The sequence below is a fragment of the Streptomyces sp. NPDC001194 genome (assembly GCF_042896985.1).
GTDB lineage: Bacteria > Actinomycetota > Actinomycetes > Streptomycetales > Streptomycetaceae > Streptomyces.
The window spans coordinates 277,480-295,754 of the sequence record NZ_JBIAXU010000001.1; the positions used below are offsets into that span (position 1 = coordinate 277,480).

Here is an 18,275-nt window from a genome sequence, read left to right on the forward strand (position 1 = left end):
CGGCGCGTTACGCGCCGGTCGCTCCGCCGGCGCCGGGGACGGGGAAGGCCCCCGTCGCGCGGCGCGTGATCTCGCCGTAGATCTCGGGGTCGGTCGTGTACTCCCCGAGGCGGCAGGTCTTGCGGCTGCCGTGGTAATCGCTGGACCCGGTCACGAGGAGTCCGAGCTCGCCGGCCAGGGCGCGCAGCCGCCCGCGCGTTTCGCCGTCGTGGTCCATGTGGTCCACCTCGATCCCGTCCAGGCCCGCGGAGGCGAGCTCGGCTATCGCGGACTCGGGGACGCACCGGCCGCGCTTGACGGCGGCGGGGTGGGCGAAGACGGTGACCCCGCCGGCCGCCTTGACCAGGCGGATGGCGTCGAAGGGGTCGAGCTCGTGCTTCTCGGCGTGCGCGCGGCCGCCGTCGGCGATCCAGTCCGGCGTGAACGCGTCGGACACGGTAGGGACGACGCCCAGCTCGACGAGCGCGGTGGCGATGTGCGGCCGCCCGACGGAGCCGTTGCCGGCGATCCGGGACACCTGCTCCCAGGTGACGTCGACGCCGAGCTCCCGCAGCTTGCCGATCATGGCGTGGGCGCGCGGGGTGCGGTCGTCGCGGACGAGCTCCCGCTCGCGGGCCAGCTCGGGCTCCTCGGGATCGAAGAGGTACGCGAGCATGTGCATCCCGATGCCGTCGAGCCGGCAGGACAGCTCCATGCCGGTGACGAGGGTGAGCCCCCGCGGCAGCGCGGCGAGGGCTTCGGCGTATCCCCGGACGGTGTCGTGGTCGGTCAGCGCGACCACGTCCAGCCCGGCGGCTGCCGCATTGCGGACCAGCTCGGCGGGGGTGTCGGTCCCGTCGGAGGCCGTGGAGTGGGCGTGCAGATCGATGCGCACTGCCGGTGCTCCAGGGGTCTCGCGGGTACGGGGGGACACCCCAGGATAACGCCCGCCCGCCGTCCGGGCGCCACGGTGCCGGCGGCCGCCCCGCGGGCCCACGCCCGGGCCCGGCACCGGCTCCCAGGGGGTGTCTTGTCGATCAGGCCGGGTCAGGGAGCGGTGGTGGGCGCCGTGGATCGCAAGGCGGACGTGGGGGTCCCCCCGCCGAAGGCAGGGGGAGGAGTCGACGCGGTGGGGGCACCTCCCAGCGGTAGCTGGGGGACGTCGGCGAGCGAGGACAACGCGGCGAGGCGCGGTGCCCGCCGCCGCGAGCCCGGCGTGATCGGGAAGACGCCCCCTAGGGAGTGTCGTCAAAGTCGCGTCGGCCGCCCGCAAGGGCGGGGCCGGCGGGGTCTGGTGCGTGCGATCGCAAGGCGGAGGAGGGAATCGACGCGGAGCGTCGATGACCGACGACAACGCGGCGAGCGTGCGTGCCAGACCCCGCCGGCCAGACGGGACTTTGACGACACGACCTAGGGACCGAGGACGCGCGGGCTCAGCGCACCGCACGGCAGCAGTTCGACCTCGGCGCCCGCGTCCCGCAGGTCCGTCAGCACCAGTTCGTCGTACATCAGCAGGCCCGACTGCTCCGGCCAGACGACGGCCCACAGCCACAGCCCGCGCGCCTCGCCGGCGAACACGGCCCGGTCGTCCGGGGCTCCCTTCACGTGCCACAGCGGTGTCGGGCGGCCCGCCGCGACGACCTTGGCGTGCGGCGGCGTCGAGACGTCGATGTACGGGCCGGGGTCGGGTCCGTCGATCCCCGCGTACCGCGAGCCCAGGCCGACGCCCAACTCCTCCGCGACCAGCAGCAGCTCGCCGATCCCGCCGAGCGGACCGGGACCCGAGCAGGCCACCGCCGTCGCCCGGCCCCCGCTGCGGTCGTCACCGGCTGCCGCCACCCCGGTGAACAGCCATCCCACCGGCAGCGGCCACGGCATCCACACCGGCACCTTCGCCCGGTTCACCACCACGCCCAGGCCTTCGACGCTCGGCGGGATGACGGGCTGCAGGGGGTGCACCGTGCCATGCACCGCGCACTGCCACGAGTCGGAGAAGAGCCCGGGCGCCCTGACCCGGCCACCGCACTTCGGGCATGTTGGTTCGCCCCTCATAAGAAGCCACGCTCCTCCCCGCCCGGCGCCCCGTCAAGACACGATCACCCGTCCGGATGCCCCGGTCCGCGTGTCTCAGTCCAGCGGCACTGCGCTGCGATGAGGATCCCGCAGATCCGTGCCGTGCGACAGCCAGCGTTCCTGGAGGGCCGCCGCGCCGTGCACCCGCTTCCACGCCGCCTCGTTCGCCGTCATCGGCAGCAGTGGGAGGAAGTGCACCGGGTCCATGGGCTCGTCGAGTTCGAGGTCCTCCACCAGCCCGCCGGGCTCCGCGACGAGCACGGAGGTGAACGGCGCCCCGCCCCACAGCGGCGCGCCCACGTCGAGCGAGGCGCCCGGGGCCACGACCAGTCCCTCCACCTGCGGCGCGGCGCCCAGCACCGCGAGCGGCCGCAGCAGCTCGTCGGTGGGCGCGAGTCCCGCCCGCACGGTCAGCACGAGCTCGGCGCGCGGTCCGCGCAGCGGGTCGGCGACCACGGCGGTCGGGTCGGTCATCGGTTGGGCGGACATGCCGAGGGTCGCGTACCGCACGAGGTCCCCCTCGGCGAAGCGGAGCACTTCGATGCGGTCGGTGCCGAGGAAGGTGACGGCGGCGCGGGCGTCGGGTTCGCCGAGCGCGCTGCGCAGCCGGGCTTCGACGAGAGCCAGAATTTGTGCCATGACGCGAGCATAGAACTCGTATGAGGCGGGTAAAGGGCGGGTCTTGACCATCCGTCGGCTGATAATGTTGACCGCTGGTCGGGGCCACACTCTTGAAGAGCTGTTTCGGGGCAGCCGACGACAGGACGTCCTCCACGGGGGACCGGCCGGAGGAGGTGGGGCTGCAATGGATCGAAGTCGATCGTGCAGTACCAACCGCTCTTCCACTCCCTGTACGGGCATCACGGACACGTTTCCGCCCGTTTGATCATCTGATCAGTAGAAGAGCGACGGCGGAACTCTGTCCTCCCGTCCTGTTCCTTCCCTCCGCCCCGGGCCTGCCGGCCTGCCGCGGCCTTGCCATCAGGAAGGGACCTCCCACCCGTACGGTCCGCAGCCGTGCGTGCGAAGGAGCCTGCCATGTCGATGCTGCCCTACCTGCGTGCCGCCGTACGTCCGGCCCTGCGCAGGTCCACCCCGTCCCAGCCCGGCTACGACGCCACCCGCGACCCGTCCGCGAGCAGCGCGGTCGTCGACTGCGCCGTGTACCGCGACGGCCGACGCGCGCTGGGATCGGCCTGTCTGACCCCCCGTGAGGCGATGGCCCGGGTCCGGGAGAGCGGCGGGTTCGCCTGGATCGGCCTGCACGAGCCGACCGAGGCCGAGTTCGCGGGGATCGCCGCCACGTTCGGCCTGCACCCGCTCGCCGTGGAGGACGCGGTCCACGCGCACCAGCGGCCGAAGCTGGAGCGCTACGACGACACGCTCTTCACCGTCTTCAAGACGATCCACTACGTGGACCACGCCGAACTGACCGCCACCAGCGAGGTGGTGGAGACCGGCGAGGTGATGTGCTTCACCGGCCCCGACTTCGTCATCACGGTCCGGCACGGCGGCCAGGGATCCCTGCGGTCCCTGCGCCACCGCCTCCAGGACGACCCCGAACTGCTCGCCAAGGGCCCCTCGGCCGTGCTGCACTCCATCGCCGACCACGTCGTCGACGGGTACATCGCGGTCGCGGCGGCCGTCCAGGACGACATCGACGAGGTGGAGAACGCGGTGTTCGCCGCGCCCGCCAAGGGCAGCGCGCGCGGCGGCGACGCGGGCCGCATCTACCAGCTCAAGCGCGAGGTGCTGGAGTTCAAGCGGGCGGTCTCCCCGCTGCTGCGGCCGATGGAGCTGCTGAGCGAGCGTCCGATGCGGCTGGTGGACCCGGACATCCAGAAGTACTTCCGCGACGTCGCCGACCACCTGGCACGCGTGCACGAGCAGGTCATCGGCTTCGACGAGCTGCTGAACTCGATCCTCCAGGCCAACCTCGCGCAGGCGACGGTCGCCCAGAACGAGGACATGCGCAAGATCACCTCGTGGGCGGCGATCATCGCCGTCCCGACGATGATCTGCGGGGTCTACGGGATGAACTTCGAGCACATGCCCGAGCTCCACTGGCGCTACGGCTACCCGATGGTGATGGCCGCGATCGCCGGATCCTGCTTCACGATCCACCGCGCACTGCGCCGCCACGGCTGGCTCTAGAGGGGCGGCGCCCACCCCCTACTCTGTTGCGCATGACTCTCAGCGCGCTCGACCTGGCCCTCGTCGAGGAGGCCACCAAGAAGTCCGGCCTGATCTGGGTCCGCGGCTCCGGGGCCGACCGGGCCCTGTGGCACGCCTGGGTCGACGGCGCCGCCCACGTCCTGGGCGACGGGCCCGGGGAGCAGCCGTTCCCGGGGCTCGCGGACGGCGGGACCGCCGAGGTGACCGTGCGCAGCAAGGACAAGGGCGGCCGGCTGGTCGCCTGGACGGCGGCCGTACGGGAGCTGGCGCCCGGCAGCGAGCAGTGGCGGGCGGCGGTGGCCGAGCTGAAGGGGAAGCGGCTGAACGCTCCCGACTCGGAGCAGATGACCGAGCGGTGGGCGCGCGAGTGCCGGCTGCTGCGGCTGGAGCCGGTGGCGGCGAGCACGGAGCTGCCCGCCGGTTCCCTGGCCGCGACCCCGCTGGGCTCGCCCGCGGTCACCCGCGGGCCCGTCCCGGCCGGGCTGCCGAAGCTGCTGCTCAAGCGGAAGAAGGCGGCCCGCTAGGACACCCTCCAGGGCGGTGCGTCGGCGACACCGCCCGGAAGGTCCCGCGCCCGCGGGTGCTCGTACGCCTACTTCGTCGGGTCCGAGCCCTGACCGGTGCCCTTGCCCGGGCTCGGTGACGGGCCGGAGCCCCCGCCCGACTCCTTCGTCTCCTTCGTCGTCGGCATCTGGCTGCCGTAGTCGACGGTCTGGTCCTGCGCGGGCGCCTCCAGCGGGAAGGCCTTGCCCCACTCCGCGAGCTGGACCTGCCCGGCCCCGCCGGCCCGCTCCAGGCGCAGCGGGTACGGGGTCCCCTCCAGGGAGACCGACAGCTTGCCGCCCTTGCCCTTGCCGGCCGTGACCTGGACCGCGCGGGTCTGCCCGACCTTGGTGTAGTCGGCTTCCTTGGCGAGCTTGCCGTCGAGCCCCAGCAGCCCGTCGAGCAGCACGTGCATGTCGGTGAACCCGCGGAACTGCTTGTAGGTGGGGTCGCCCTCGGGCACCTTCACGTACTTGTCGCCGAGCTTTCCGGCCGAATCGGACTTGCCCCAGAAGGCCGCGCTCGCCTTGAGGTAGAGCTGCTCCCCCACCCGCAGCACCTGGAAGGTGTCCTCCTGCGACTTCACCTCGCCGGAGCCGCCGTCCTTCTTGAGCCGCATGTCGATCGAGAAGGACTTGCCGCCGCTGACGAGCGTGCCGGACAGGTGGACCGAGTCGGCGGCGCCGGCGGCCGCCTTCGCCTTGTCCTCGATCTGGTCGGCGGAGAGCTTGCCGACCCCGTTGGTGCCCTCGTCCGGGTCCGCGCCGCAGCCCGTGCCGGCGACGGCCAGGCCCGCGAACAGGACACCGGCGAAGGCCGCCCGGCGCAGCCGAACGGCGGGGAGGTGGGCGGTCACGGGCAGGTACCTCTCGTCGTGCGTGTCGTCGTACGTCGTGGAGCAGCAGGCAGCGTACCCGCCCGTAGCCTCCGCGCCGGGAGGGTGGTCCGCCCGTACCCACGGGCGGCCGCCCCACCAGGACGGTCTCGCGGGGCACGGGCTAGCCTGAGGGGCGGCAGGACTGAGGACCGACGCTCTAGGAGGCGCTCGCATGGCTGGTGGCGCCCCGCGGATCTTCGTCTCGCATCTGTCGGGTGTGCCCGTCTTCGACCCCAACGGCGACCAGGTCGGCCGCGTCCGCGACCTCGTCGCGATGCTGCGCGTCGGCGGGCGTCCGCCGCGGCTGCTGGGCCTGGTGGTCGAGGTGGTCAGCCGGCGCAGGATCTTCCTCCCGATGACCCGGGTGACGGGCGTGGAGTCCGGACAGGTCATCACCACCGGGGTCGTCAACATGCGCCGCTTCGAGCAGCGGCCCACCGAGCGCCTGGTCCTCGGTGAACTGCTGGACCGCCGGGTGACGCTGGGCGCCACCGGCGAGGAGGTCACCGTCCTCGACGTGGCCATCCAGCAGCTGCCGGCCCGCCGCGACTGGGAGATCGACCGGATCTTCGTGCGCAAGGGCAAGAGCGGCGCGCTGCGCCGGCGCGGCGAGACCCTGACCGTGGAGTGGTCGGCGGTGACCGGCTTCTCGCTGGAGGAGGAGGGCCAGGGCGCCGAGAACCTGGTGGCCACCTTCGAGCAGATGCGCCCGGCCGACGTGGCGAACGTCCTGCACCACCTGACCCCGAAGCGGCGCGCCGAGGTGGCCAGCGCCCTCGACGACGACCGGCTCGCGGACGTCATGGAGGAGCTGCCCGAGGACGAGCAGGTGGAGATCCTCGGCAAGCTGAAGGAGGAGCGCGCCGCCGACGTCCTGGAGGCGATGGACCCGGACGACGCGGCCGACCTGCTCTCGGAGCTCCCGGAGGACGACAAGGAGCGGCTGCTGACGCTGATGCAGCCGGACGACGCGGCCGACGTGCGCCGGCTGCTGTCGTACGAGGAGAACACCGCGGGCGGTCTGATGACGACGGAGCCGATCGTGCTCAGGCCCGACGCGACGGTCGCCGACGCGCTGGCCCGCGTACGGCAGGCGGACCTGTCGCCGGCGCTGGCCGCCCAGGTGTACGTGTGCCGGCCGCCGGACGAGACGCCCACGGGCAAGTACCTGGGCACGGTGCACTTCCAGCGGCTGCTGCGGGACCCCCCGTTCACCCTGGTGAGCTCGATCGTGGACACGGACCTGCCGCCGCTGCGTCCGGACGCCTCGCTGCCCCAGGTGACGACCCATCTCGCCGCGTACAACATGGTGGCGGTGCCGGTGGTGGACGAGAGCGGCTCGCTGCTGGGCGCGGTGACCGTGGACGACGTACTGGACCACCTGCTGCCGGACGACTGGCGGGAGACGGACTTCCACTCCGAGGAGGTCTCCGGTGGGCAGTGAGCGCAAGGGCGAGCCGTCGCGCGAACGGCGCCGCGAGCAGATCCGCGTACGGCGCGAGCTGGCGCGCGAGCACGCCCGGGAGTACGCGCGCGAGCAGGGGCTCACGGGCCGGGAGGAAGAGTCCGCCGAGCGACTGCGGTCCAAGGCGACCGCTTCCTCGACAGGGTCGACCGCGCTGAGCCGCTCGCCGCGGGTGCGCCTGGACCAGCCCCGGGCGGACCGGCGGCGGGTGCTTCCGGTCTACGACCCGGAGGCCTTCGGGCGGCTGTCGGAGCGGGTGGCGCGCTTCCTCGGCACGGGCCGGTTCATCGTCTACATGACGCTGGTGATCATCGTCTGGGTGCTGTGGAACATCTTCGCGCCCACGCACCTGCGCTTCGACGAGTACCCGTTCATCTTCCTGACGCTGATGCTGTCGCTGCAGGCCTCGTACGCGGCCCCGCTGATCCTGCTCGCGCAGAACCGCCAGGACGACCGCGACCGGGTCAACCTGGAGCAGGACCGCAAGCAGAACGAGCGCTCCATCGCCGACACCGAGTACCTGACCCGGGAGATCGCGGCGCTGCGGATGGGCCTGGGCGAGGTCGCGACCCGCGACTGGATCCGGTCGGAGTTCCAGGACCTGATCAAGGAGATGGACGAGCGGCGGCTGTTCCCGCTCGAGAGTGACGAAGGCGACCGCTAGCGGCCTTTCCTGCGGCGGGCTACCGAGCCGTACCATCGGGGACATGGCTACCGACACAAGCTCCGCCGCCGTGCCCGAGCAGGACGCGATCCTCGACGCGCTGGCGACGGTGAACGACCCCGAGATCCACCGGCCGATCACCGAACTCGGCATGGTCAAATCGGTGGAGATCGGCGACGGCGGCGAGGTCGCGGTCACGGTCTACCTGACGGTGTCGGGCTGCCCCATGCGCGAGACGATCACCAAGAACGTCACCGAGGCCGTCGAGCGGGTCGCGGGCGTGACCTCGGTCGCGGTCACGCTGGACGTGATGAGCGACGAGCAGCGCAAGGACCTGGCGGCCACGCTGCGCGGCGGCACCGCCGAGCGCGAGGTCCCGTTCGCCAAGCCGGGCTCGCTGACCCGCGTCTACGCGGTGGCGTCCGGCAAGGGCGGCGTCGGCAAGTCCTCGGTGACGGTGAACCTGGCCGCGGCGATGGCCGCGGACGGCCTGAAGGTCGGCGTCGTCGACGCGGACATCTACGGCCACAGCGTGCCGCGCATGCTGGGCGTCGAGGGCCGCCCGACCCAGGTCGAGAACATGATCATGCCGCCCTCGGCCAACGGCGTGAAGGTCATCTCCATCGGCATGTTCACCCCCGGCAACGCGCCGGTGGTGTGGCGCGGCCCGATGCTCCACCGCGCGCTGCAGCAGTTCCTGGCGGACGTGTTCTGGGGCGACCTGGACGTGCTCCTGCTGGACCTGCCGCCGGGTACGGGCGACATCGCGATCTCGGTGGCCCAGCTGGTGCCGAACGCGGAGATCCTGGTCGTGACCACGCCTCAGCAGGCCGCGGCCGAGGTCGCGGAGCGGGCCGGCTCGATCGCGGTGCAGACGCACCAGAAGATCGTCGGCGTCGTCGAGAACATGTCCGGGCTGCCGTGCCCGCACTGCGACGAGATGGTCGACGTGTTCGGCTCGGGCGGTGGCCAGAAGGTCGCCGACGGCCTGACGAAGACGGTCGGCGCGACGGTGCCGGTGCTCGGCTCGATCCCGATCGACGTACGGCTGCGCGAGGGCGGCGACGAGGGCAAGCCGGTCGTCCTGTCGGACCCGGACTCCCCGGCCGGCGCGGCGCTGCGCTCCATCGCGGGCAAGCTCGGCGGCCGCTCCCGCGGCCTGGCCGGCATGTCGCTGGGCATCACCCCGCGCAACAAGTTCTGAGCGTCCTGAACGAGGAGGGCACCGCCGGCCGGCGGTGCCCTTTCCCGTACCCGGGTTACTCGTACGCGGCGAGATCCGCGATCACCGAGAAGCCGAGCCCGTACGCGCTCATCCCCCGGCCGTACGCGCCCACGTGGACCCCGCCGGGCGTCGAACCGGCCAGGACCCAGCCGAACTCCGACTCGCGGTAGTGGAACGTCGTCGGCTCCCCGTCGACCGGGAGCGACAGCGTCGACCAGTCCGGCCCCGCGAGGTCGTCGGCGAGCTCCCACGCCGCCTCGGTCTGCTGGTCGAGCCAGTCGTCGCGCAGGGTGTGGTCCATCTGCCCCGGCCAGCTGTAGGCCAGCAGACCCGAGCCGGCCAGCCAGGCCGCCGAGGAGACCGAGGTGGCCTCCAGGACGCCGGTGCCGTCGCTGCTGCGGCGCAGCGGGTTGCTCGCGACGGTGACGACCACCGCGAAGCGCTCCTTCTCGCCGGTGGCGAGCTCCCCGCGCGCGGACGGCTCGTCGCCGTGGCCGGTGGAACCGTGCTCGACGGTGCCGTCGGCCCCGGTGCCCACCTGCATGAGCCAGCGCGGGCCGGTGAAGGCCCCGTCCAGCCCGTACCAGGGGAAGTCGGCCCGCAGGTACCCCTGCGCCGTCCGGCGGGCCGCAGGGACGGGCGCGGCAGCCTCCTCGGGCTGCGCGGGAGCCTGCTGCGGGGGTGCGGCGGCGGTCTCGGCCGGCGCGGGCTGCGGCTGCGCGGCCGGCGCACCCGGTGCGGCAGCGGGAGCGGGCGCCTCGGCGGGCTGCACCCCTACCCGGCTACTGCTCGTCGTCTCCATCGATGCGGCCTCTCGTTCCGTGGGGTCCGGAACGCGCCCTCCCCCACGTGTCGTCGGGGGGACCCCCACCCTGGGGCGTCCTGGGTCCGGACTCATGGAGGATAGCCACAGGACCCCGAATCGCCCGGGAAGGCTCGAACGAGGGGGTGTCTCAGGTGGCGTCGGCGTCGTAGGGGGTGCGCTGCTCGGCGGCCGGGGCCGCGGGCTTCTTCAGCAGGTCCGGGCCGGTGGCGGCGGGCGCGGCGGAGGCGGTCGGTGTGGCGTCCGCCTCGCGGCCGTTCACGGCGTCGGTGACGTCGTTCAGCTCCTTGCGGAGATCGAAGGTGCTCCGGATCTCCTTCAGGTCCTCGTTCTCGCCCAGCTGCTTGCGCAGGAACGTCTTCGGGTTCAGGTCCTCGAACTCGAAGTCCTTGAACTCGGGTCCGAGTTCGGACCGGATGTCCTGCTTCGCGCTGTCGGAGAACGCGCGGATCTTCCGGATGACCCCGGTGACGTCCTGGATCACCTTGGGCAGCTTGTCCGGGCCGAAGATGAGGATGGCGAGCACCACGATCGTGACCAGCTCGAGTGCGCCTATGTCGTTGAACACCTTGCCGCTCCTCGGCTCTTTTCACTTCGGGCCACGACACACGGTACCCGGCGTTGTCCGCGGGCCCATACATCGGTGCCGCATCAGCCCGGGATTCCCCATCCGGTCATGATCCGTTCGCCGAACCCAGCACCAGCTCCAGGGTGCGCTCCCGGCCGTCGCGCAGCACGGTCAGGGTGAGCGGGTCGCCGGGGCGGTGGGCGCGGATCTTGATGACCAGCTCGTCGCCGCCGTGCACGCGTACGCCGTCCACCTTGGTGATCACGTCGCCGCCCTTGATCCCGGCCCGGGCTCCGGGGCCGTCGGGGGTGACGGCGGGCTTGCCGCCCTCGCCCTTGGTGCCCACGCGGGCCCCGTCGCCCGTGTACTCCATGTCGAGGGTGACGCCGATGACGGGGTGGGTGGCGCGGCCGGTGCGGATCAGCTCCTCGGCGACGCGCTTGCCCTGGTTGACCGGGATGGCGAAGCCGAGCCCGATGCTGCCGCTCTGCTTGGCACGCTCGTCGCCGTCACCGCCGGCGTCGGCTCCCCTGATGGCGCTGTTGATGCCGATCACGCGGGCCTTGGCGTCGAGGAGCGGGCCGCCGGAGTTGCCGGGGTTGATGGGGGCGTCGGTCTGGAGGGCGTCGACGTAGCTGATGTCGCTGCCGTCGCCCTTGTCCCCGCCCGCGGTGATGGGGCGTCCGGTGGCGCTGATGATGCCGGCGGTGACGGTGTTGGAGAGGTCGAAGGGCGCGCCGATGGCCACGACGGGGTCGCCGACCTTCACGTTCTCGGAGTTCCCGAGGGAGAGCGGGTGCAGGCCCCGTACGCCGTCGACCTTGACCACGGCCAGGTCGTAGCCGCTGTCGCGGCCGACCAGCGCGGCGGTGACGCTCTCGCCGGTGCTGAAGGTGACCGTTATGTCCTTGGCGTCGGAGACGACGTGGTTGTTGGTGAGGATGTGGCCCTGCCCGTCGAGGACGAACCCGGTGCCGGTGCCGCTGCCGGTGCTGCCGCGTACGTGGAGGGTGACGACTCCGGGCAGCGCGGTGGCGGCGATCCCGGCGACGCTCTCGGGGGCGCGGCCCTTGTTCTCGACGGCGGCCTGGGGCAGTTCGAGGCGCGTGCTGCTCTGCCGCTCCGCGAGCACGCCGAGCCACCCGCCGATGCCACCGGCGAGGAGGGCGATGCCGAGGCCCAGTGCGAGGGCGTGCCGCATCCGTACCACGGGGCCGCCGCCGGCCGTCTTGCCCTGGTCGGCCACCTGCAGCGGCCGTTCACCCCAGGGGTCGTACCGCGGCGCCGGCGCGGCTTCGGGGGTCTGCGGCGCGTGCCCGGCCGCCGGATCGCCGTCCGGCCCGGGTACGGACCCGGCCGCCGGGCCGGAACCCGTCTCCGGAGCCGCCTCGGGTGCCGCGTGCGGGGCGGCGGGGCGGCTCCACCACTTCGGGGCCGTGTCGGACTGCTGCTGGTCGGCCATGCGCGCTCCCCTGGGGGCCCCCGGCCGAGCCGGGGGGAGGGTACCTGTGGCACCGCCGGGCGGCGCATCTGCCGCCGATTCAACCAGGTCCTCCGGCGACCGGGGGCCCCGCCCCCGGTCGCCCCGGGCCTCAGCGGGTCAGCGAGACCGGGCGGGGAGAGAGCGACGGATGCACCGGGGGGAGGGGAGCCGTGGGTCTGGGGCCCGCCACGAAGCCGGGGCCGGATGAGCGGTCGCGGACCACCGCGTCCGCCACCGACACGGCCGGGCCCGGACGGGAGGCCGGGGGCTCTCCCCGTACGGTCGGGTCCAGGGAGTCCATCGGCAGCGAACCGCCCAGCGCGATCGCGGCCAGCGAGACCGCCCCGGCCGCCACGAACGCGAAGCGGCGGCGCGGCCGCCCCACCTCGTGTATCGGGAAGCCCTGCTGCGGCGCGGTCGGAGCCACGTACCCGAAGAGATCCGCGCCGGGCGGACCCAGCGGGGATGACGGACCGGACGGACCGTCGGGACCGCCGCCCGGCAGCCCCTGCAACCGGGCCAGCAGCCCGGCGGACAGCGGCGGCGGCGCGCTCTCGACGAACATGCTCTTGAGGCGGCGCTGCGCATCGGCCTCGGCCTTGCACTTGGCGCACGTGGCCAGATGCGCCAGGACCCGCTCGCGCGCGTCATGGCTCAGTTCCCCGTCGACCAGGGCGGCCAGCCGGTCGCCCAGGTGCTGTTCGGCAGGAGAGGGACTGACTCCGCTCACTCGGTTCCGCCCTCTCCCCCGGCGCCCGGTGCGCCCACCGCCACTCCCGCCAGCGCCCGCTGCTCGGCCCGGGCCTCGGGGGACCGGTGCTTGAGCGCCTTGCGCAGGTGCGAGCGGCCGCGGTGGATACGGCTGCGCACGGTGCCGAGCTTCACGCCCAGCGTCGCGGCGATCTCCTCGTACGAAAGGCCCTCGATGTCACACAGCACCACGGCGGCGCGGAACTCGGGCGCGAGGGTGTCCAGCGCCTGCTGCACGTCCGCGTCGAAGTGGGTGTCGTGCAGGACCTGCTGCGGGGACGGCTCGCGGCTCGGCAGCCGCTCGGCGGCGTCGTCGGCGAGCGCGTCGAAGCGGATCCGCTGCTTGCGGCGGACCATGTCGAGGAAGAGGTTGGTGGTGATCCGGTGCAGCCAGCCCTCGAACGTCCCCGGCGTGTACGTGGACAGCGAGCGGAAGACCCGGACGAAGACCTCCTGCGTCAGGTCCTCGGCGTCGTGCTGGTTGCCCGTCAGACGGTAGGCGAGGCGGTAGACCCGCGCACTGTGCGTGCTGACGATCTCCTCCCATGAAGGAGGGGTCCACGCCTGGGTGCCCGCATCGGCGGCAAAGGTCGCGGTGGTTGCGGTGGCAGCGGTGTGGAAGCGGTCAGCAATGTCGGTCACGGATTTCGGCTCACCCGCCGACCAGAAGAGGCGTCTGAATACGCCTCCACGATCCACAGGCGCAGCCGCACCTCCCCTATCGGCTCTGGTGGTGTCCAGTGGAGTCCCTACCATAGCCACCCCTCCCGTCAGCTCCGGATAAGCGTTTTTGCAGTAACTTTGCACGTGCCTGAGGCCGGCGGGGCCGTCGATCTGCCCGCTGCCACCCCATCTATCCCGGCCGCAGCCCGCCCATACGCCCCTTTTCGCCTCGCTGGTTCAGTCCGCCGCTGTTTTCTCCAACGCCCGGTCCCATCTGCGGGTTCCCGACGTCAACGGATACAGTCACCGTTGCGCCAACTATGGGGACAGGAGAGGGTCATTACCGGCAACCGGCAGACGAGCTGGGCGTTCGCCGACGCGTTTGTCGCCGAGGACGACGCTCTGCGGTGGGCCCGCGACCGGGCCAGGGAAGCGGGCCTTCGCTCCGTCTCCCCGGGCACCGGGGCCGCGCTGCGCCTGCTCGCCGCCACCGCGGACGCCAAGGCGGTGGCCGAGATCGGCACCGGCACCGGCGTCTCCGGCATCCACCTCCTCCACGGCATGCGCCCCGACGGGGTGCTGACCACCGTCGACCCCGAGGCCGACCGGCAGGCCTTCGCCCGCCAGGCCTTCCGCGCCGCCGGCTTCGCGGGCAACCGCGCCCGGTTCATCCCCGGCCGCGCACTCGACGTGCTCCCCCGGCTCGCCGACGGCGGGTACGACCTCGTCTTCTGCGACGGGGACCCCTCCGAGTCCCTCGACTACCTCGCCGAATCGTTGCGCCTGCTGCGCCCCGGCGGCCTGGTCTGCTTCGAGGGGGTCTTCTCGGACGGCCGCACCGTCGACGGGGCGGCCCAGCAGACCGAGGTGCTGCGCGTACGGGAGCTGCTGCGCAGCGTCCGCGAGAGCCCGGCGCTGGAGGCCGCCCTGCTCCCGGTGGGCGACGGCCTGCTGTGCGCGGTCCGGCGCTGACCGCACGTACGCCCCGGCGGGATCCGGCGCGGGGGCCCGGGCTCAGCCCAGCAGCAGGAAGGTGAGGGCGGACGTACCGCCCAGCGCCGTCCCGGCGAGGAGCTGCGCCGGGGTGTGCGCCCGCAGCACCAGCCGGGACCAGGCGACCGCGGCGGCGATCAGGACCGCCGGGAGCACGGGCGGTCCGAAGACGAGCAGCAGGATCATCACGGTGCCGCCGGCCACCGACATGTGGATCGATATCTGCCAGCCGACCGTCACGAGCAGGGCCGACGCCAGGCCCACGAGCATCGCGACGACGAGCGCGAACACCTCGCCCGGGGCGCCGAGGACGCGCAGCAGGATGACCCCGGTGACCACGCAGACCAGGCTCAGGGCCATCGGGACGATCCGCTGCCTGCGCACGCGGACGTGCTGGTCGGTCAGCGCCCCGCGCCGGACGCCGAGGGCGATGATCGCGATCGGGCCCGCGCCGCAGAAGAGGGCGGCGAAGAGGCCCCAGCCGAGACCGGTCCACGACGTACCGGCGTGCCATCCGACGAGCAGCAGCAGGGCGACGACCATGTTCGCCGGCGCCAGTCCGTCGGAGACGAGGCGGGCGGCCTTCTGGCGGGGGGTGCAGTCGGCGAAGGCCGGCGGCGCGGGCGGGGAGAAGGGCACGGCTGGCTCCGCGAGGCGCTGGGGACCGGTCGGGGACGGGCTCCCCCGACATGACGCAACGCCGCCCCGGCCGCGGGAAGCGGCCGGGGCGGCGCAGAGAATACGGGTACTGCGTTGCTGCCGACGGGTTAGCCGACGACCTTCTTCAGGGCGTCACCCAGGGCGTCCGCCTCGTCCGGAGTCAGCTCGACGACGAGCCGACCGCCGCCCTCGAGCGGTACGCGCATGACGATGCCCCGCCCCTCCTTGGTGACCTCGAGCGGGCCGTCGCCCGTCCGCGGCTTCATGGCCGCCATGCTCGTTCCCCTTCCTGAAACCAGCTCATCGTCAGCCGACGGCCCCATTCAGGCGCCTGGAACCCGGCATCGAACACATTGCTTCTTGGCCATTATCCCGCATGTCAGGACCCGATGACCAACATCGGCAGGGAACGCTTGCGCAACGCGCTCGACCAAAACCACTCATTTCGGGGACGTGCCTGCGATACTTCGCCGTCGCACCCGGGGTCCGCCCTCGTCTTTCTTTGACGCACATCACATGCCCCGGAGCGGTCCGGTCCGCCATGCTGGCCCTTGCACCGGCCGGTACCGGCCGGTAGCCAAGCCCGCGACGAAGGGGGACCCCCTGCCATGGCCGACAGCGTGCTCTACGAAGTGACCGACGGACTCGCGAAGATCACGATCAACCGTCCCGACGCCATGAACGCGATGAACACCGAGGCCAAGGTCGCGCTGCGCGACGCGGTCCAGGCGGCGGCCGCCGATCCGGCCGTCCGCGCGGTGCTGCTGACGGCGGCCGGCGACCGGGCGTTCTGCGTCGGCCAGGACCTCAAGGAGCACATCGGGAACCTGGCGGCGGACCGCGAGACCGGCTCCTCCCTGACGATGAACACGGTCGCGGAGCACTACAACCCGATCGTGCGCGCCCTGACCGAGATGCCCAAGCCGGTGGTGGCGGGCGTCAACGGCGTGGCGGCCGGGGCGGGCTTCGGCTTCGCGCTGGCGGCGGACTTCCGGGTCGTCGCCGACACGGCCTCCTTCAACACCTCCTTCGCGGGGGTGGCGCTGACCGCCGACTCGGGCGTCTCCTGGACCCTGCCCCGCCTGATCGGCGCCTCCCGCGCCAGCGACCTGCTGCTCTTCCCGCGCTCGGTGAAGGCGCAGGAGGCGTACGAGCTCGGCATCGTGAACCGCCTGGTCCCCTCGGACTCCCTGCACGCGGAGGCCGAGGCGGTGGCCCGCACCCTGGCGGCCGGCCCGACGGTGGCCTACGCGGCCCTGAAGGAGTCCCTGGCCCACGGGGCCTCGCGCTCGCTGTCCGAGGCGCTGGACCACGAGGAGACCCTCCAGGCCCGCGCGGGTGCCTCCGAGGACCACTCGATCGCCGTCCAGGCCTTCCTCGCGAAGCAGCCGCCGAAGTACCTGGGCCGCTGAGTCCGCCGCCCGGCCGCCCGCGCCCCGCCCTCCCCCACCTCAGGCGGGTTCGCGGGCGGCGCAGGCGGCCAGGTGGTCGTTGACCAGCCCGCAGGCCTGCATCAGCGCATAGGCGGTGGTGGGCCCGACGAATCGGATCCCGGCCTTCTTCAGCGCCTTGGACAGGGCCGTGGACTCGGGCGTCACCGCCGGCACCTCGGAGATCGTCGCCGGTGCCGGGCGGCCCGGCTCGGGCGCGTGCGACCAGATCAGCGCGTCCAGTTCACCCGGCTCCCACTGCGCCAGGACCTTCGCGTTGGCGAGCGTGGCGTCGATCTTGGCCCGGTTGCGGATGATGCCCTCGTCGGCGAGCAGCCGCTCCGCGTCGGCCGGCCCGAATTCCGCGACCTCGGCGATCACGAACCCCGAGAAGGCCGTACGGAAACCCTCCCGCCGGCGCAGGATCGTCAGCCAGGACAGCCCCGACTGGAACGCCTCCAGGCACAGCCGCTCGTACAGGGCGTCGTCCCCGTGCACCGCGCGGCCCCACTCCGTGTCGTGGTACGCGATGTAGTCCTCGGTGGCCAGCGCCCAGGGGCAGCGCAGCCCGCCGTCCGGACCCGCGACCGCCGTCACCGGCCCTCCTCCGGGGTGTCCTTGTGCAGGTCGACGGCGGCCGGCGCCGCCTGCGCGCGGCCCTGCACGGCAGCGGCCGTCAGCTCCGCGATCCGCGCGTCCCGCTCGGCGAGCTCCGCCGCGAGCCGCTCCAGTACGTCGTCCACCTCGGCCATCCGGTACCCGCGCGGTGCGACGGGCAGGCGCAGGGCGTCGATGTCGGCCCGCACGACCGGGCGGCTCTCCGGCAGCCCGTCGGCCACCTGGTCCGGCTCCGCCTCCGGCAGCACGGCCTCGGAACCACCGCCCACCACGGCCAGGGTGACCGCCGCGACGACCACGACCAGCGCGATCAGCAAGAACCAGAACACGAGCAACTCCCTGAGAGACATCGGGCCACCGGGCACCAGGTTAAGGTCGCAACGAGGCGCGAGGGCCGCCGGAGGAGGAAAGAACGGGATGCTGCGACTGGGCAGGCGCGAGTTCGACACCCACGAGCCGGTGATCATGGCCATCGTGAACCGGACTCCGGACTCCTTCTACGACCAGGGCGCGACGTTCCGCGACGAGCCCGCGCTGGACCGGGTCGAGCAGGCGGTCGCCGAGGGCGCCGCGATCATCGACATCGGCGGGGTCAAGGCGGGCCCGGGCGAGCACGTGGACGCGGCCGAGGAGGCCCGCCGCACGGTCGGCTTCGTGGCCGAGGTGCGGCGCCGCCACCCGGACGTGGTGATCAGCGTCGACACCTGGCGGCACGAGGTCGGCGAGGCCGTCTGCGAAGCCGGGGCGGACGTGCTGAACGACGCCTGGGGCGGGGTGGACCCGAAGCTGGCCGAGGTCGCGGCCCGGCACGGCGTCGGCCTGGTCTGCACCCATGCGGGCGGGGTCGAGCCGCGTACCCGGCCGCACCGGATCGCGTACGAGGACGTGATGGAGGACATCCTGCGGGTCACGGTGGGGCTGGCCGAACGCGCCGCCGCACTCGGCGTCCGCCGGGACGCGATCATGATCGACCCGGGCCACGACTTCGGGAAGAACACCCGCCACTCGCTGGAGGCCACGCGCCGGCTGGGCGAGATGACGGACACCGGCTGGCCGGTGCTGGTCTCGCTGTCGAACAAGGACTTCGTCGGCGAGACCCTGGACAAGCCCGTCAAGGAGCGCCTGCTGGGCACCCTGGCCACGACGGCCGTCTCGGCCTGGCTCGGCGCCCAGGTCTACCGGGTCCACGAGGTCGCGGAGACGAAGCAGATCCTGGACATGGTCCGCACGATCCAGGGCCACCGGCCCCCGGCGGTGGCCCGCCGGGGGCTCGCCTGACGGCGGCG

Annotated in this window: 21 protein-coding genes; 8 read left to right on the top strand and 13 right to left on the bottom strand. The window is 72.9% G+C overall.

The window, feature by feature from the left end:
• Positions 1-7 precede the first annotated feature (7 nt).
• The 3 genes from ACFY1T_RS01305 to ACFY1T_RS01315 all read right to left on the bottom strand — a co-directional run bounded on the left by ACFY1T_RS01305 (position 8) and on the right by ACFY1T_RS01315 (position 2,691).
• Entirely contained in the window at positions 8-874 is an 867-nt protein-coding gene (locus tag ACFY1T_RS01305; protein WP_390786486.1) for a PHP domain-containing protein, read from the bottom strand.
• A gap of 515 nt (positions 875-1,389) precedes the next feature.
• Complete coding sequence (locus ACFY1T_RS01310; protein WP_390786487.1) at positions 1,390-2,031, bottom strand: DUF6758 family protein; 642 nt, start codon at positions 2,029-2,031, stop codon at positions 1,390-1,392.
• 75 nt (positions 2,032-2,106) lie between these two features.
• On the bottom strand, positions 2,107-2,691 hold the full coding sequence (locus ACFY1T_RS01315) for a suppressor of fused domain protein (RefSeq protein WP_030868303.1): 585 nt from the start codon (positions 2,689-2,691) through the stop codon (positions 2,107-2,109).
• A 399-nt stretch (positions 2,692-3,090) separates the two neighbouring features.
• Here ACFY1T_RS01315 and ACFY1T_RS01320 point away from each other — a divergent pair, with 399 nt between their 5' ends.
• Both ACFY1T_RS01320 and ACFY1T_RS01325 read left to right on the top strand, forming a co-directional pair.
• Positions 3,091-4,206 carry a magnesium and cobalt transport protein CorA gene (locus tag ACFY1T_RS01320; protein ID WP_390786488.1) on the top strand — a complete coding sequence of 372 codons (1,116 nt, stop codon included), beginning with the start codon at positions 3,091-3,093 and terminating at the stop codon, positions 4,204-4,206.
• A 32-nt stretch (positions 4,207-4,238) separates the two neighbouring features.
• Positions 4,239-4,751, top strand: coding sequence for a hypothetical protein (locus tag ACFY1T_RS01325; protein WP_390786489.1), 513 nt, complete (start codon positions 4,239-4,241; stop codon positions 4,749-4,751).
• Between the two features lie 68 nt (positions 4,752-4,819).
• On the opposite strand, the gene ACFY1T_RS01330 is transcribed toward ACFY1T_RS01325, so the two are convergent.
• Positions 4,820-5,626 (bottom strand): hypothetical protein, encoded by an 807-nt coding sequence (locus ACFY1T_RS01330; RefSeq protein WP_390786490.1) that lies wholly within the window; start codon positions 5,624-5,626, stop codon positions 4,820-4,822.
• A gap of 193 nt (positions 5,627-5,819) precedes the next feature.
• Here ACFY1T_RS01330 and ACFY1T_RS01335 point away from each other — a divergent pair, with 193 nt between their 5' ends.
• The 3 genes from ACFY1T_RS01335 to ACFY1T_RS01345 all read left to right on the top strand — a co-directional run bounded on the left by ACFY1T_RS01335 (position 5,820) and on the right by ACFY1T_RS01345 (position 8,980).
• A complete protein-coding gene (locus tag ACFY1T_RS01335; protein WP_385476618.1) occupies positions 5,820-7,091 on the top strand; it encodes a magnesium transporter MgtE N-terminal domain-containing protein in 1,272 nt (423 codons plus the stop codon).
• Positions 7,092-7,224: 133 nt separating this feature from the next.
• The gene (locus tag ACFY1T_RS01340) at positions 7,225-7,776 is read left to right on the top strand and encodes a DUF1003 domain-containing protein (RefSeq protein WP_030868320.1); all 552 of its coding nucleotides are present in this window, start codon (positions 7,225-7,227) and stop codon (positions 7,774-7,776) included.
• 88 nt (positions 7,777-7,864) lie between these two features.
• Positions 7,865-8,980 carry an Mrp/NBP35 family ATP-binding protein gene (locus ACFY1T_RS01345; protein WP_383340283.1) on the top strand — a complete coding sequence of 372 codons (1,116 nt, stop codon included), beginning with the start codon at positions 7,865-7,867 and terminating at the stop codon, positions 8,978-8,980.
• A gap of 55 nt (positions 8,981-9,035) precedes the next feature.
• On the opposite strand, the gene ACFY1T_RS01350 is transcribed toward ACFY1T_RS01345, so the two are convergent.
• The 5 genes from ACFY1T_RS01350 to sigE form a co-directional block, all read right to left on the bottom strand.
• Positions 9,036-9,803: a hypothetical protein gene (locus ACFY1T_RS01350; RefSeq protein WP_030868325.1), complete on the bottom strand. Its 768-nt coding sequence runs from the start codon at positions 9,801-9,803 to the stop codon at positions 9,036-9,038.
• A 151-nt stretch (positions 9,804-9,954) separates the two neighbouring features.
• Positions 9,955-10,392, bottom strand: a complete 438-nt coding sequence (locus ACFY1T_RS01355) for a sec-independent translocase (RefSeq protein WP_390786491.1) — start codon at positions 10,390-10,392, stop codon at positions 9,955-9,957.
• Positions 10,393-10,498: 106 nt separating this feature from the next.
• On the bottom strand, positions 10,499-11,854 hold the full coding sequence (locus ACFY1T_RS01360; RefSeq protein WP_390786492.1) for a S1C family serine protease: 1,356 nt from the start codon (positions 11,852-11,854) through the stop codon (positions 10,499-10,501).
• Between the two features lie 130 nt (positions 11,855-11,984).
• Positions 11,985-12,605 (bottom strand): zf-HC2 domain-containing protein, encoded by a 621-nt coding sequence (locus tag ACFY1T_RS01365; protein ID WP_390786493.1) that lies wholly within the window; start codon positions 12,603-12,605, stop codon positions 11,985-11,987.
• Positions 12,602-13,381: an RNA polymerase sigma factor SigE gene (gene sigE / locus ACFY1T_RS01370; protein WP_078621824.1), complete on the bottom strand. Its 780-nt coding sequence runs from the start codon at positions 13,379-13,381 to the stop codon at positions 12,602-12,604. Before sigE ends, ACFY1T_RS01365 begins: the two co-directional genes overlap by 4 nt.
• 216 nt (positions 13,382-13,597) lie before the next feature.
• Here sigE and ACFY1T_RS01375 point away from each other — a divergent pair, with 216 nt between their 5' ends.
• Entirely contained in the window at positions 13,598-14,260 is a 663-nt protein-coding gene (locus tag ACFY1T_RS01375) for an O-methyltransferase (protein ID WP_030153432.1), read from the top strand.
• 42 nt (positions 14,261-14,302) lie between these two features.
• On the opposite strand, the gene ACFY1T_RS01380 is transcribed toward ACFY1T_RS01375, so the two are convergent.
• On the bottom strand, positions 14,303-14,920 hold the full coding sequence (locus ACFY1T_RS01380; protein ID WP_390786494.1) for a hypothetical protein: 618 nt from the start codon (positions 14,918-14,920) through the stop codon (positions 14,303-14,305).
• A gap of 128 nt (positions 14,921-15,048) precedes the next feature.
• Complete coding sequence (locus ACFY1T_RS01385) at positions 15,049-15,216, bottom strand: DUF3117 domain-containing protein (protein WP_003966491.1); 168 nt, start codon at positions 15,214-15,216, stop codon at positions 15,049-15,051.
• Between the two features lie 333 nt (positions 15,217-15,549).
• Here ACFY1T_RS01385 and ACFY1T_RS01390 point away from each other — a divergent pair, with 333 nt between their 5' ends.
• A complete protein-coding gene (locus tag ACFY1T_RS01390) occupies positions 15,550-16,353 on the top strand; it encodes an enoyl-CoA hydratase/isomerase family protein (RefSeq protein ID WP_390786495.1) in 804 nt (267 codons plus the stop codon).
• Between the two features lie 39 nt (positions 16,354-16,392).
• Here the strand turns inward: ACFY1T_RS01390 and ACFY1T_RS01395 are convergent, their stop codons facing one another.
• Together ACFY1T_RS01395 and ACFY1T_RS01400 are read right to left on the bottom strand one after the other, a co-directional pair.
• Positions 16,393-16,968: a DNA-3-methyladenine glycosylase I gene (locus ACFY1T_RS01395; RefSeq protein WP_390786496.1), complete on the bottom strand. Its 576-nt coding sequence runs from the start codon at positions 16,966-16,968 to the stop codon at positions 16,393-16,395.
• Positions 16,965-17,324 carry a DivIVA domain-containing protein gene (locus ACFY1T_RS01400; RefSeq protein WP_390786937.1) on the bottom strand — a complete coding sequence of 120 codons (360 nt, stop codon included), beginning with the start codon at positions 17,322-17,324 and terminating at the stop codon, positions 16,965-16,967. The genes ACFY1T_RS01395 and ACFY1T_RS01400 overlap by 4 nt, the downstream gene beginning before the upstream one ends.
• An 82-nt stretch (positions 17,325-17,406) precedes the next feature.
• On the opposite strand from ACFY1T_RS01400, the gene folP reads away from it, so the two are divergent.
• Complete coding sequence (gene folP / locus ACFY1T_RS01405; RefSeq protein WP_390786497.1) at positions 17,407-18,267, top strand: dihydropteroate synthase; 861 nt, start codon at positions 17,407-17,409, stop codon at positions 18,265-18,267.
• Positions 18,268-18,275: the final 8 nt, after the last annotated feature.

Bases quoted from the DNA above. Each gene is read 5' to 3' on its own strand.
- ACFY1T_RS01310 (WP_390786487.1), bottom strand. From the start codon at position 2,031: ATGAGGGGCGAACCAACATGCCCGAAGTGCGGTGGCCGGGTCAGGGCG.
- ACFY1T_RS01315 (WP_030868303.1), bottom strand. From the start codon at position 2,691: ATGGCACAAATTCTGGCTCTCGTCGAAGCCCGGCTGCGCAGCGCGCTC.
- ACFY1T_RS01320 (WP_390786488.1), top strand. From the start codon at position 3,091: ATGTCGATGCTGCCCTACCTGCGTGCCGCCGTACGTCCGGCCCTGCGC.
- ACFY1T_RS01325 (WP_390786489.1), top strand. From the start codon at position 4,239: ATGACTCTCAGCGCGCTCGACCTGGCCCTCGTCGAGGAGGCCACCAAG.
- ACFY1T_RS01335 (WP_385476618.1), top strand. From the start codon at position 5,820: ATGGCTGGTGGCGCCCCGCGGATCTTCGTCTCGCATCTGTCGGGTGTG.
- ACFY1T_RS01350 (WP_030868325.1), bottom strand. From the start codon at position 9,803: ATGGAGACGACGAGCAGTAGCCGGGTAGGGGTGCAGCCCGCCGAGGCG.
- ACFY1T_RS01360 (WP_390786492.1), bottom strand. From the start codon at position 11,854: ATGGCCGACCAGCAGCAGTCCGACACGGCCCCGAAGTGGTGGAGCCGC.
- sigE (WP_078621824.1), bottom strand. From the start codon at position 13,381: ATGGTAGGGACTCCACTGGACACCACCAGAGCCGATAGGGGAGGTGCG.
- ACFY1T_RS01385 (WP_003966491.1), bottom strand. From the start codon at position 15,216: ATGGCGGCCATGAAGCCGCGGACGGGCGACGGCCCGCTCGAGGTCACC.
- ACFY1T_RS01390 (WP_390786495.1), top strand. From the start codon at position 15,550: ATGGCCGACAGCGTGCTCTACGAAGTGACCGACGGACTCGCGAAGATC.
- folP (WP_390786497.1), top strand. From the start codon at position 17,407: ATGCTGCGACTGGGCAGGCGCGAGTTCGACACCCACGAGCCGGTGATC.